The sequence below is a fragment of the Lewinella sp. genome, from assembly GCF_050633125.1.
Lineage (GTDB): Bacteria > Bacteroidota > Bacteroidia > Chitinophagales > Saprospiraceae > Lewinella.
Genome location: NZ_JBOEFX010000078.1, coordinates 19,499 through 33,305, shown reverse-complemented (window position 1 = coordinate 33,305; position 13,807 = coordinate 19,499). Strand labels below are relative to the sequence as shown.

The 13,807-nt window shown below is 46.5% G+C and carries 9 protein-coding genes and 2 pseudogenes; 4 read left to right on the top strand and 7 right to left on the bottom strand.

Features of this window, described 5'->3' with window-relative positions:
- Positions 1 to 870 (top strand): DUF4132 domain-containing protein (locus tag ACRBG0_RS17235; RefSeq protein WP_431488107.1); only part of this gene is annotated, 870 nt, incomplete at its 5' end.
- On the opposite strand, the gene ACRBG0_RS17230 is transcribed toward ACRBG0_RS17235, so the two are convergent.
- Together ACRBG0_RS17230 and ACRBG0_RS17225 are read right to left on the bottom strand one after the other, a co-directional pair.
- Positions 871 to 2,859 carry a GTP-binding protein gene (locus tag ACRBG0_RS17230; protein ID WP_431488106.1) on the bottom strand — a complete coding sequence of 663 codons (1,989 nt, stop codon included), beginning with the start codon at positions 2,857 to 2,859 and terminating at the stop codon, positions 871 to 873.
- A 70-nt stretch (positions 2,860 to 2,929) separates the two neighbouring features.
- Positions 2,930 to 3,940, bottom strand: coding sequence for an AraC family transcriptional regulator ligand-binding domain-containing protein (locus ACRBG0_RS17225; protein ID WP_431488105.1), 1,011 nt, complete (start codon positions 3,938 to 3,940; stop codon positions 2,930 to 2,932).
- A gap of 111 nt (positions 3,941 to 4,051) precedes the next feature.
- Here ACRBG0_RS17225 and ACRBG0_RS17220 point away from each other — a divergent pair, with 111 nt between their 5' ends.
- On the top strand, positions 4,052 to 4,492 hold the full coding sequence (locus ACRBG0_RS17220) for an SRPBCC family protein (protein ID WP_431488104.1): 441 nt from the start codon (positions 4,052 to 4,054) through the stop codon (positions 4,490 to 4,492).
- A gap of 402 nt (positions 4,493 to 4,894) precedes the next feature.
- On the opposite strand, the gene ACRBG0_RS17215 is transcribed toward ACRBG0_RS17220, so the two are convergent.
- The 3 genes from ACRBG0_RS17215 to ACRBG0_RS17205 all read right to left on the bottom strand — a co-directional run bounded on the left by ACRBG0_RS17215 (position 4,895) and on the right by ACRBG0_RS17205 (position 7,690).
- The gene (locus tag ACRBG0_RS17215) at positions 4,895 to 6,052 is read right to left on the bottom strand and encodes a DUF819 domain-containing protein (protein WP_431488103.1); all 1,158 of its coding nucleotides are present in this window, start codon (positions 6,050 to 6,052) and stop codon (positions 4,895 to 4,897) included.
- Positions 6,053 to 6,227: 175 nt separating this feature from the next.
- Complete coding sequence (locus ACRBG0_RS17210) at positions 6,228 to 7,247, bottom strand: hypothetical protein (protein WP_431488102.1); 1,020 nt, start codon at positions 7,245 to 7,247, stop codon at positions 6,228 to 6,230.
- A gap of 41 nt (positions 7,248 to 7,288) precedes the next feature.
- Positions 7,289 to 7,690 carry an SRPBCC family protein gene (locus tag ACRBG0_RS17205; RefSeq protein ID WP_431488101.1) on the bottom strand — a complete coding sequence of 134 codons (402 nt, stop codon included), beginning with the start codon at positions 7,688 to 7,690 and terminating at the stop codon, positions 7,289 to 7,291.
- A gap of 107 nt (positions 7,691 to 7,797) precedes the next feature.
- On the opposite strand from ACRBG0_RS17205, the pseudogene ACRBG0_RS17200 reads away from it, so the two are divergent.
- Both ACRBG0_RS17200 and ACRBG0_RS17195 read left to right on the top strand, forming a co-directional pair.
- A pseudogene (locus ACRBG0_RS17200) lies at positions 7,798 to 8,509 on the top strand (fibronectin type III domain-containing protein); the annotation flags it as partial.
- Between the two features lie 2 nt (positions 8,510 to 8,511).
- A pseudogene (locus ACRBG0_RS17195) lies at positions 8,512 to 10,146 on the top strand (hypothetical protein); the annotation flags it as partial.
- A gap of 602 nt (positions 10,147 to 10,748) precedes the next feature.
- Here ACRBG0_RS17195 and ACRBG0_RS17190 read toward each other — a convergent pair.
- The gene (locus tag ACRBG0_RS17190) at positions 10,749 to 11,660 is read right to left on the bottom strand and encodes an OmpA/MotB family protein (RefSeq protein WP_431488100.1); all 912 of its coding nucleotides are present in this window, start codon (positions 11,658 to 11,660) and stop codon (positions 10,749 to 10,751) included.
- A gap of 126 nt (positions 11,661 to 11,786) precedes the next feature.
- Complete coding sequence (locus ACRBG0_RS17185) at positions 11,787 to 13,670, bottom strand: CocE/NonD family hydrolase (protein ID WP_431488099.1); 1,884 nt, start codon at positions 13,668 to 13,670, stop codon at positions 11,787 to 11,789.
- Positions 13,671 to 13,807: the final 137 nt, after the last annotated feature.

The following is a 13,807-nucleotide window of genomic DNA, read 5'->3' as shown; positions in this document are numbered from 1 at the left end:
GTTCAGCGGTGGCGTACTTTTCTAATTAACCACCAAATACAACAACCTTTCAAACAAGCCTTTCGGGAAATATATCTCTTAACACCAGCGGAGATAGCGACCGAAAACTACAGTAACCGAATGGCCAGTCATATTCTGAAGCAACACCAGTTCAACAGTTTGGCTAAAGGCCGAGGCTGGCGATATTCCCTCATGGGAGCTTTTGATGATGGCCGAGAAATGGAGACCGCATCCATAACATTACCGGCTTTTGATATCAAAGCTGAATATTGGTTAGCAGAGGTAAATGCAGATGATGCTTTTAACGAAACAGGGATATGGAATTATGTCAGTACTGACCAGGTAAGGTTTATCAACGCCAATACTAGCCAGGTCATTCCTCTGGCAGAAGTGCCCAAAATTGTATTGTCAGAGGTATTACGGGATGTAGATCTTTTTGTTGGTGTAGCCAGTGTAGGTAATGACCCCAACTGGGTAGATGGTGGCCTACAGGAACATCGAAATTACTGGATGAATTACTCGTTTGGGAACCTTTCCTCTATCGCTAACAACCGAAAAGAAGTTCTTGAAGGGCTCATTCCTCGTCTAAAAATCAGAGATATTGCGGAAGTAACCGATCGCTTTGTGGTGGTAAAAGGGAAACTACGTACCTACAAAATTCATATTGGCAGTACCAATATTTTGATGGAGCCAAATGATCAATACCTGTGTATTGTACCTGACCGTAAACAGCATAAGGGCCAGCAAGGTGTATTCCTTCCATTTTCGGGAGATCAAGGTTTGTCAGTTATTATCTCCAAGGCTCTCCTCTTAGCTGAGGATGATAAAATTACAGACAAAACCATTACCCGGCAGATTTTGCGAAAGTAACTACCTCCTACGATCCTCTGCCTTGAATGCGCCCCGGTTATGCAAGATCCATTGTGCTTCATCCAGGGGTGAAACGCCTTTGTAGGCCCGGATTTTCTCTTCGCTAGTAGTTGTCTTCTGGTAACCGTCCAACGTCAACTTCAAGCGGCCTTTGCCGGAGGTGGTTGCGCTGAATTTAATCCCGTAATCCATCGCTTGCTCAACAGGAACTTTGCCCGTAAGGACAAAGAAATCCCCCTCAAAAGTAGGGGAATTTATCTGAGCACTCATCTGGTTCATATCACTTGCGATAGCGCCTAACAACTCTTGGTGAGCTTTGATTTGAAAGGCATACATCGGCTCCAGCAAATCAGTATCTGCTTGCGCTAAACCGCGTAAAATGCCCATTGGGGTGGCCAGCAAAAAATCGCCAGGGTTGGAGTGCATTGTATGCTCTGAGCCTTCGATCAGCGTAATATTGATGTCGGTCACCTCCCAACCTTTTATCCCTTGTATCAACGACCAGGGCACCGCGCGTTTAACCTCATTTTGGTATTTCATGCTGATGTCGCTGGTTCTTACTTTAGAGGTGAAAGTAACTCCGCTACCAAGTGGTGCAGGCTCAATCAAGAAGGTCATGATGGCCCAACAGGGCTTGGGCATCCAATAACGAACATAGCCCTCGGCAGACTGCTTTGGTGTTTCTTTGTAAATGACCTTTGGCGGTAAAAATTCAGCAGCAATGCCAAACCGTTTGGCAAGGCTATCCTTCAAAACCTCTGTCTGGATTGGGCCCAGTATTTTCAGTTGAAACTCTCGTTCTTCCTTAAACCATTGGAAATCCAACTGTGGATCTTCCATGTTTAGAATTTCGAGCGCTTCGCCAAGCTTTTGGTAGTCTTTTTCTTCTTCCGCTACGGCTTGTACACTCAATACTGCTTGGTTGATGGTATTGAAACCTTCAGCAAATGTTGGCTGGCCCAACACATCACCGGCCAAGACCATTTCGGAAGTCGTCATGACTCCGATTTCGCCAGCTGTTAAGACTCCGACTTGTTCCAGCTTACCCAGTTTCTGCTGATAAATTTGATTGATTTTTAGGTCTTTCTCCAAATGTTGCGACCAAATTACATCCTTGCTCTGCAAATGACCACTATACAATCTTGCGTGTGCCAAACGGCCCAATTTAGCGTCATATTCTACCTTGAATACTTTTGCTGATGGTACATCCTCCTTAATTTTCTCAGGAACAAACAAAGTGGTCATGGTATCCAATAAAACATCGATACCCAAATCCATTTTTGCGCTACCAAACAAGATGCCGATCAATTTCTGAGCCTTAATTTGTGGCTTCGCTTTTTCAAAAACAGCCGCTAAATCATTCGTATTTCCTTCTAAATAATCCTCTAAAAAAGAGTCATCCAACTCTGCTAAATTCTCAAAGGATTTTTCAAAAACAGATTTAGTAAGATAAGGCTGTGCATCCATAAAATCGACGACGCTAGGTTCATCAGGCTGACTATTATCGCCATAATTCAAGGCGAATAAGCGAACCCCCAAATCTTTTTCAAAGTCTGTAAAAACTTGCTCCAAGTCTGCGCCGCTGCGATCTATTTTATTCATAAAAACCAGCATGGGCAACTGTCGTTCGCGGATGCTCTCCCACAAGTTTAACGTATGTGCTTGTACGCCTTCCACCGCAGAAACCACAAGAACGACTACGTCTAATACCGATAAAGCCCTGTCTACTTCCGCAGAAAAATCGATGTGCCCTGGTGTATCTACTAAATTCACCTGCATGCCTTCCCAAGTAAAATCAACGGTGGCCGTTTTGATAGAAATGCCTCGGTCTTTTTCCATGGCCAAACCATCCGTAATGGCAGAGCCTTTATCCACACTACCACGATCTTGGGTAGCTCCAGCGGTATAGAGTAGGCATTCTGTCAGGGATGTTTTCCCTGCATCAACGTGAGCGAGGATGCCTATGGTTAGTGTTTTTTTCTGGGGCATAATATCAATTAGTCTGAGGCTTATCATTAACCTCACGGTACAAGGTAAAAGTATAGAACTTGGTACAGTGTCACATATTCCTCTCTCGCCAAGCCTGCGGTCCCACGCCTTGCCAGCGCTTAAACGCTCGCGAGAAGGCGCTAATATCGGCATAACTAAGTAAGTAAGCCACCTCGCTGATGCTTAGATCTGCACGCCGCAGATAGCTTAGCGCAAAATCCTGGCGAAGTTCTTTGAGGAGTTGCTTGTAGCTAGAGTTTTCTTCCTGTAGGCGACGCTGTAGCGTACGAGTACTTACATTTAGATAGCGGGCAACTTGCTCTACCGTTGGAAATGCTGGTTTTACCAATTGTACCATTGATTGTCGGACAGTATTTACGAAGCCTATTTTTTCGTCTATCTGAGCCGATTTCTGTTCGGCATGGGCAACTAAAATCCTAAGGAGTTCAAAATCAGCAGTAATGATGGGTTGTTCTACTTGTGACTGATGAAGGACTATTGCGATCTCTTCTTTTTTAAAAACCAAAGGTGCTTTGAAGACCCGCTGATACTCGGATAAAGCAGCGCCTGGTGCCCAGGGAAGATGCACCGCCCTTGGGTGGTATTGTTGCTGGGTGAGGGTCTGAAATTCGCGGAGAGTGAATACGAGAATACCTTCTGCGGTATGCCGATAAGCGAGGGGAGATTGCTGTTCCCAAAGCTTATTCTGCTGAAGAGACACCTTGTAATAACCTCCTGCTTTTTCGAGACGCATGGGCAACTCGCTACAGCCCAGGTTGGCAAACTCGCAACAGTATTCCAGGGCTTGCTTTACGGTCGCAGAGGTTTGAGTAATCTGCCCGATGAGGCCCGCTGCGGAAAGGCTTAGTCCCTCTCCCATGTGTAGCCCAAGGCAGGGATCTTCCGTCTTGGCTGCTGCTGCTTCGATTATCGAATTATAGACCTCTCGGCTCAATACGCTGTCGGGAGCACTCAAAGCAGCCTCAGACTGGCTACTGAGGGCAATCAGGTGCTGATAATCTGCGCCCTGCCGGGCCGCAAAGGTGGCTACATTGAGTACAAATTTTCCATTAAAGGCCATGCTCAAAGGTACACATTCTCTTCTTTGGCGCGAAATGACAACAGGCTGGCAGTTTCGGTCAAGCCACAAAAAATTCGTTACCTGATCTTTGTTCTAACAAAATCAAGAACAATGAAAACCATCACGACCTCCATCATTATCGATGCCCCTATTGCTACCGTTTGGGCAATTTTGATGGATCAGGAAGCTTACCCTCAGTGGAATCCATTTATCCAAAAGCTCCAAGGCGATCTTACGCCTGGTAATACCATCAAAGCAACGATCCAAGCTCCGGGCCAGAAAGCAATGACCTTTACTCCTGTGGTGAAGACGAACCAGCCGGAACGGGAATTTCGCTGGCTTGGCCATCTCTTTTTCCCTGGCCTTTTTGACGGTGAGCATTATTTCTTGCTGAAAGACTTGGGTGGGGGGCAGACGAAGTTCATCCACAGCGAGCAGTTTAGTGGCATCCTTTCCGGCATTATCCTGAGGATGATCGGGGAGAATACTAGGGCTGGTTTTCTAGCAATGAACGAGGCGCTAAAGGCGCGGGCAGAACATCTAGAAAGCTAACATTCTACTTGGGGCCAGCCGGCACCAAACAGGGGAAGTTTTTCAGGTTTCGCGTGCTTTAGCTCGCACTTTGTAGAGGCCGAAAACAGCGCACGCTAAAGTACACGGAACCTACTCGAAAGTGCGCAGGCCAACAGGCCGGAGCTCGGGGTGCGGAGCAACCAAGGACAATGGGATGGACGGGAGTGATAGCGACCAAACAGCCCGGTGCCAAGGTACGAAGGCATGGCCCCAAATAACATTGCTAAACCCTTGCTAAGTATTGCGCAGAAAATAAACTGCGATTTTACTCAAGTTTTCCAAATAGTTAAAATGCTTAAAATGAAGCGCTTATTTAACTATTATGAAAAACAAACCACGAAGTAGCCGCAAAGCGAATCGCTTTTTATTTTCGTGCTGTTCCTAAAGCACCACTTCTGCCACAAAGAAACCGATATAAGTGCCCAGTCCAGAGCCGAGGGTGCCCACCAGAATAGACGGCAGAATAAGGTCGGTACGATTTAGGCTTTTGGCCAGGGCCATCGCAGAGGAAGCTCCTCCAACATTGGCCTGACTGGCGATGGATACCAGGTCCCAATCTTGCTTGAGTACGCCGCCAAATAGATAAATGAGCAGGCCATGAACCAAGACAATGGTGGTCGTAAAGATGGTGATTGTCAGGGCCATTTCGCCGATCTCTCCGAGGGCCGCTAGTTCGCAAAAAGCACCAATGACCGCCAGGAACAAGTAAACGAAAAACAGCCCCAAGAGCTTTGCTCCGCTGATCTTTTGGATGGTAGAAATTTGTGCTAGCACCAAAGCGATCGTCGTGAGAATCAGGATAGAAGGTATAGCCACGCCGTAGCTTGCCAGTAGGTCGGTTAATGCTTCGGATGCCCAGAGTGTACCTGCGCCTAATGCGAGTAACAGGCCCAACTGCATGGGGTCTATATTTTCGTCCTCGCTTTGGATGGCCGTTATTTCTTCGGCTGTAAGTTCCTGATGGCCAGAAAGTTGACTGCGTGGCCACCAGCCCTGGAGTAACTTGGGAATGAGGAGCGTAGCGATCATCCAAATAGCCGTGAGGATGTTATCGACAGCAACGGTGCCAGCGTAGAGGTTGCCTTCTGCCATCATATTGTATTCGATAGCGATGGCGTTGAAATTGACGCTACCGCCGGTGTAGGTGCCAGTCATCATACCTGCCAGGGCGCGGTAGCTTTCGCCCAAAGCACTACCGCCGCCTACTAACCAAACGGCAAAAACCGCTCCGATAGCAGTGCATAAAGAACCGATGACAAACATCAATAGCATGGGTAGCCCAGCTTTTTTGAGTTCGCCAAGGTTGACGCCCAACAAAAGGAAGAAAATAGAGATGGGCGCCACGTAATGAAAGATGCCGTCGTACAATTCGGAACCCTGCGTAGCCGAGGGAATGATGCCCAAGTTTGCCACCACTGCCGTGAGTAAGATGACCAACAGTGTGGTGCCCAAATACCGCAGTACTGTATGCCGGTTGAGCCATTCGCTGATGACAATATTCAGGGCTAAAACGGCGAGAATAGCGAGGGGAGCTTGCATGAAAAGTGAATATGGATGGAAGAAAGGAGGTAAGATAGCGCTTATGTTGTGAAAATGTTCGTGGCGCTCACGGCAGTGCTCGTTCCTCGCGGGGGTGCTTTTCCGATAAATCGGAATTGCGGGGGTGTTCGTTAACACTCACGGTTGTGCTCGTTTCACTCGCGGGGAATGCCAACTATTCTAAGTAGTAGACTTTGGAGAATAGTTTATCTACTTTTCCATTTTCATTCGTTGGAAATACCTTGAGTTTCCTCCTGTCTAGAAAATCAATATCAAAACCCAAGATTACACTGTAGTCAACAACAATAGCGTTGATATTCCAGTCTATATAAGCAGGGGTAAGCGGATACCTATTAGATATTCTAGACGTATCATGCATCATGAATTTATCGTTTTGAGAGAGCCATAGCCCTGAAGAGGAATTCATTATCGTGGGTCTTATCCAATCTTCCACCCTCCCTATTCTCTTAGAACTCCATACGCCACTTTTAGCTATAGCGTAAATAGCTGTGGTCTTACTAAAAGTGATTTCTTCCCTTTTCTCATTATTCAAGTTATATACCTTGATGCTTTTGCTATAAATACCTGAAAGCTGAAACTTCAAAATCTTTTCCGGACCATCGATGATCAGAAAAAAACTGTTTCCTAGTTGCCTAACAGACCATAAACCTGTATTGATAAATTCATCCTCTTTTGTTGTTCGATTTATAAGACAAATCTCCTCTTCATAAAAGGAAACGCTGTAGTTAGAATCATCTATTGAAAAATGGAATGTATTTCCTTCAATCACTTCTAGCAATTCGAAGTATTCAACATCCAAAACAATATCGACCGCAGATACGTATCGATATTCAGCTTCACCAAAATAGTGGTTGAAAAGATTCCCTCCTAAATGATCAAAATCTGCATTGAGCGTATCTCCGTCAACTATTGCATAGCGACTGTAGTTTTCTTCATACAACTTAAACTTTATTGCTGCCGCTGGTGATAGAATACACCCCTGCCACAAAGGAATAACTTCAAGAGAATCTTGGCTAAAAACCAAAATTTCGTCATTATCAAAATGATAATATTCTCCTGTTCTTTGATTCTTTTCTAGAGCCTCTAATCCTACTAAGATTCTATCATCATCGCTTGTACAGGCGTTAATCAACAGGAAAAATATAAGTATAAAAGCGCCCTTTCTTAGATTCATACAACTGTTTTGTAAAAACTGCACAGATCACAGATAAAGCCCTACCCCTTCTCCAGCACCTTCCGCAACGTCTCCAAATACGTGGCCCAGCAGAAGCTGGTACGGCGAAAATGATCGTTGATTTTTTCCCAACTGGTGTGTGCAAAACGTACTGTAGTCATTCCGTCTTCGCCTTCTGTTAATTGAAAATGGAGCTGTGTGGGTGTCCAGTCGGTGTCGGCGTTGGTCATTTGCCAGCTTATTTGTGAGGGGGGCGTGACCTCTACGACTTTCGCGCGCCAATCGTAATCTTTGCTGAAGAAAAACTGGTATTCTGCGTCTAATGATGGTTGTCCAGCAGCTTTGGTGGTCCACCAGGAACATAATCCATCGGGGGTGGTAATGGCTTCGAATACACGCTCAGCGGGAGCGTTAATGGTAAGCAGGTGGTGGATACTTGGCATGATTGACAATTTGGCTCTTTTCAAGATACGCTTTTTCTGTAATTTTAGGACTTCGTATTGCGTAGAAAAAAAAAAGTACAATTTCCCTTAAAGACAAATAACGACTTATGCGACTACTGCTACTTCTTGGTTTTACAAGCATCTGCCACTTGCTCATGGCACAGACGATACAAGTCCTCCCCTATCTTCAAAAAGCAACGCCCAACAGTATTCATGTACTTTGGGAAACCGACGAGGGAGAAGAAAGTGCCGTGGAGTGGGGCTTAACCACAGCCTTAGGAAATACAACCACTGGCAACACCACCTCCACCAGCAACGACACACGTATGCACGACGTGCAATTAACGAGTTTGGAACGGTTTACCACCTATTACTATCGCGTAAAAACAGGGAATGCAGTATCGGAAGTTTTTAGTTTTAAAACGCCGCCTTTTGCCAGTGATAATGAATCGTTCAGATTGCTCGCCATGAGCGATATGCAACGCGACGGCAGCCAACCGGATAAGTATAGAGAGGTTGTTCAAGACGGCGTACTCCCATACTTAAGCAGTCACTTTAGTGAGACTTTAACCGATGAGTTGGCGCTGGTTATGATTCCAGGAGACCTTGTAGAAAATGGTAATGTTTACAGCCAATGGAAAGATCATTTTTTTACACCAGCGCAGCCGCTCCTCAGCCGTATCCCTGTCTATCCCGTACCTGGAAATCATGAGAACGATTCGGACTATTTTTTCCAATACTTCAACTTGCCCGAGAATGGCAGTGCAGGATCGGAAGAACATTGGTGGTACCATGATTATGGAAACCTCCGTATCATCGNNCCTTACACCACTGAGGAACAACTCAATTGGCTGACAAATGTCTTGGCGATGAGTTGTGAAAACGAGGACATTGATTTTGTCTTCGCACAGCTCCACCACCCTCACCTTTCAGAATTATGGCTACCCGGAGAGTCCAACTTTACGGGCGAGGTGATCCAACGCTTGGAGGATTTCAGCACCGATTGTGGTAAACCGAGCATCCATTTCTTTGGGCATACACACGGGTATTCGCGTGGTCAATCGCGGGATCACAAGCACCTGTGGGTAAACGTAGCCACTGCGGGCGGAGCTATCGACCATTGGGGAGACTACCCGCAGGCAGACTATGATGAATTTACGGTTTCCCGTGATGAATGGGGTTTTGTTACCGTGGACGTCACTGCTGGCGAGGAGCCACAATTCACCCTCAAAAGAATCAGTAGAGGCAACGAGGCCAACTTTCTGGACAATGTGCTGGTAGATAGCCTGACGGTCCGCAAAGCCAACCGGGCAGTGAGTCAACCAACGGCCATCTTCCCCAACTTTGACCTTGTTTCTCCGGAATGTGTCATTCTGAAGGCGGGTGAATTCGCTTCCAGCACACCCGAGGCTACCCACGGGCAAAGTCACTGGCAAGTTTTCAGCGATTGCGACGACCTCACAGCCCCCGTTGCTGAACGTTGGAAAAGCTACCAAAATCTCTACTTCTACGAAGACACCCAAGCCGGAGACGACCTCACCGACGAGCGTATCACCGGCCTCACCCCTAATACGAACTATTGCTGGCGCGTACGTTACCGCGACCGGGAGCTCAACTGGAGTGAATGGTCAAGTGTTGTGCCTTTCGCTACTGGCGGTTCTTCTTTTTCTGACAATTTATTGCTCAATCCTGGTGCAGAAAGCCTCCTACAATATTGGAATACCACCGAAGGTATTGCAGAAGCGCTGACATCGGGAGAATGCGACGGCATTGCTCCACATAGCGGCACCTATTACTTTACGGTAGGTGGCCTGTGTGAAGAAAGCCCTTTTGCTCGCAGCAGCCAGGAAGTCAACGTTGTCGCCTTTGCTGATTCTATTGACACGGGTAACTGGCAGGCTAACTTTGGCGGCTATCTCGCTAATTATGGAGGCAGCGACCGCCCCGCTCTCTACTTGCGTTTTTTGAATGAAGCCGGGGCCGTACTTGATTCTACCTCAGAATTTTCACATTTGGGCAACAACTGGACGCTGGTGGATCAATTTCACAACCTTCCTGCGCAAACCAGGCTGATCGAGTTTGTGCTCACCGGCACCCGCAACGCAGGTACTGATAACGACAGCTATTTCGATGATCTATTCTTGCGGTTAGGTAACAGTACTGGCGCTTGCTCAGAATACATCACGGGCAATTCTTCTGTATCTCCTCCTGCGGAAGTATTGCAGGTAGCGCCCAACCCTTGGTCGAATACTTGCCGGATACTATTGCCGGATACAAACGCAGACGCCATCGAACTTTACGTGACCAATGATATTGGCCAAAAGGTTCCCGTTCGTTTCACCCAAGAGGGCAATCAGCTCTTATTGGAGCGAGCCAACCTTCGTGCAGGAATTTATTTCTTTAGCGTAAAGCAAACTGGAGTACTTATTGGAAGTGGGCGGTTTGTGGTGGAATAGGTGAGGCTTCAGGTGCTGGGTGCGATTTTCAGTGCAAGGTTCGGATTTAGGTGCGGGGTGCGGTGAATACTTCGATTTTGCCGTAGGCATTCCTACGAAGTAGGCTTCCTATTTCCGACTTTAGGTGCGAGGTGCGGCCATAATCTACGGTTAGGGTGTAGATTTAGGTGCGGGGTGCATGTAGGCTAACCCTTACACCTAGAGTGTGCAAACTGACGATAAAAGGAATGTGACGCTTTTGGGCGTACATTCACAACCCCTTCAGTCGCTATAGGCTTGCCGCAGGCGATGCACCCTCTAGCTCCCTCTCTTTTGACAGAGGGAGAACCTGCGACACCTAAAGTGCTGATTTTCAAAATATTCCGATAGCTCTTCTAGTATAATTTGGTGATTTAAAAAGCCCCTCGCCTAGTCAGGGAGGGGTTGGGGTGGATCGTGAATACAAGCTGAAATTTGTCATACCTAATATCATACCAGATTGAACACCCTGTCTTACACTTTTCCAGGGTGCAAAATTTCATCTTCTTAAGTGCATAAAACAGATCAGCCGCTTGCTTTCCGAAGAAAACAAGCGGCTGATTTATTCCTTGAATATCACATTATTAATTAATCTTCTGCGCGGCCAATTCAGGATTCAATAGATCATAGAATTGATTCAACTTAGGCAGAATGATAATCCGCGTACGGCGATTGGTAGAGCGACCGGCAGCAGTATCGTTGCTAGCCAGAGCGTTGTATTGACCACGACCAGCAGCAATCAGGCGATTAGGGTCTACACCGTGGTTAAGCTGCAACGCACGCGCTACAGAAGTCGCACGAAGAACACTCAGGTCCCAGTTGTCTTTCACACAGGCACTGCTAATCGGCACATTGTCGGTATAACCTTCTACCATGATTTCCATATCAGGACGAGACTGTACGATTTGGGCAATTTTGCCGAGTACCTCCGTTGCTCGTGCGGTAATATTGTAGCTACCACTTTCGTAGAGCATTTTATCCGACAAGTTGATAAACACCACAGTTTTGTCAACTTGAATCTCCACATCATCGTCTTCGATACCTTTGGCCAACACTCCTTTGAGGTTAACTGCCAGCGCCAGGTTGATCGAATCCGCTTTCGTTTTTGCTAATTGAAGCATACGGATATACTTGTCTTTGCCATCCAACTGAGACAGGGTTTCAGAAACGTTGTTATTGGCAGACTGTGACAATACAGTCAGGTTACTCAACTGTGCTGCCGTAAGATCACGTTGCGCTTGGATGTCTTTGACATAGTCTTGCAATTGCTGAATCTGGGCAGAACGGCCTTCCAGCAAAGCAGTAAGGCGCACTCTTTCTTGTTCACAAGTATTAAACTGGTTGCTCAATCTACTAATATCAACAGCACATTGTTCCTCCATCTTGGCTGCCGCATCCAGCTCTGCCTGTAGGGCATCATATTGCTTTTTGCTTACACAGGAAATCAACAATGGCAACACAGCAAACATCACCAACAGACTTTTCATAAATTTCATAAGGACTCTGAATTTTGGGTGGTTGTTAGAGTAATCTAAAACATATCACATTAGACAATCATTGGAACAAAACGTCACTATAAATTGTGCGTTTTGTCCCAATATTTTTTCATTACTTTCATCGGATTATTTCCGAATCAACGGCAAGCGCACTTGCGATGGATACTTCGCAGAATGATGTACCTTGTTATGAGCTACAACGCCTTTTGCTTCGTCATAATTATTGCCTCCTGTGTTTAAATTTCGCTCAAATCGAGGGAAGTTACTACTAGATACTTCTATTCTAATCTGATGCCCTTTGGCGAAATAATTACTGGTCGAAAGTGCTGTAAGGTCTACCTTGTACACCTCGCCTTCTTTCATAAAAACTTCCTTATCGTAGCCTTCGCGGTAACGCACTCTCTGGATCGTCTCATCCAGGTTGTAAGCGCTGCCGTCAGGGTAAACATCGATGAGCTTAAGTGTAAAATCGGTGTCTTTGGCGTCAGAGCTGATGTACAAAGTACACTCTACAGACCCCGTTAGCTCCACTCCTTCTTCAAGAGGTGGCGTACTGTACACCAAAATATCGTTGCGGGTTTCCATTTGCTGCTGGTCAAAAGATCCACCTTCTACGGCATTACCAGTACAACATACATTACCACCATACGACATGATTGGATTATGAGGATCGTAGGTAAAGCTGTCGGGACGATCCGTTTTAGGCATGGTCGTAGTCAGTTTGCCATTGCCATAAAGGCTATTAGCTCCACCTTCGCTATCCAGGTAGTAGGTTTCCAACTTCGAAGCTTCAGGTGGCCATTGTTTGGCGGTTTGCCACTTATTGCTCCCCATGGTGTAGTAAGTCACACGGGCTGTTTCTTCCAGAATATTATTCTCTTCGCCCTTCAGCCAATAATCAAACCAGCCGTAAATGAGGCCGTCATAATCGTAGCGAGCATCACCTACCGAACGTTCTCCGACAATGGTATTCTCGGTTGCGCGGGTATAGCGGCAGTGTAATGTAGGTGCAATAAACAAGTATTGATGATCGCGCACATCTGGAGTCGCATTCTCTCTGGCGTGGTTAAACAAAGCCAGGTTGGGCGTAATGGATACATCGTACCAGCTACAGAACCAGAAGCTAGGAACAGCCAAGACCATGTCATCATTATAAAGTCCACCAGCATACCAAGCAGGATCATTGGGCTTACGCTTGATCATATCTTCGTAAATACCCTGTGGGCCTTGCTGGTTTTCAATGATTTCGGATACGGGTAGGTGTGCCAGCCCTTCTTTCCAATCAACGCGGGGATATTCCGGCGACATATCGTAAAAACGTTGTAAGCGGCGCAGATCTTCCGAAGAAATCCCTTCCGGTAAGCGTGGCGCCATAGGGTCGTGCTGTACGGAATACAACCAGGCCGTGAAGAGCATTTGCTGTGCTCCGCCCCGGTACCAATTGCCTTGCTCGTAGATATCACCTACGCGGCCTACACCGGCACCATAGCCCATGGGTACCATTGCTGCGTGAGAGGGATGATCCAAGGCTGCTACGGCCATTTGCCACTCTGCGGTAGAAGAACAGCCATAGGTGCCAATCTTTCCATTACACCATTCCTGATCTTTCATCCAGCTAAAAGCATCGTATCCATCGGTGAGCGGCACGCCTAGGATATCCCATTTCCCTTCTGAAAAATAGCGACCGCGTTCGTTTTGCACCACATAGGCGTAGCCTCGCGACACGGCTTCGTAGGCCCTATCGTAAGTACGTGTACGTTCTTCACCATCACCGTAAGGATTGAAATTGTAAGGTGTCCGCGAAAAGATAACAGGTACTTTTTCACTGCCTTTAGGGCGGTAAATGTCGGTAGCCAAACGGATACCATCGCGCATAGGCATCATTACCTTTTGCTCGATTTCCGCAATCTCCGCCAGTTTTTGATAAGCACTTGATTCCTGAGCAGCAAGGCTGGTGCCAGCACTACAAAGTATTAAAAAGGCCAATAATTTTGAAATAACTTTACTCATGAGCGTTTTGGTTTGGTATGGTTTTGAGTCTTGAAAAACGAACCTGTCTACCCGACATAGCCAAGCAGCGGCTCCTTTTTCTTAAACGGTATTGAACTCCCGGAAGATAAATATTTTCGGGCAAAGATTTAGGGCAA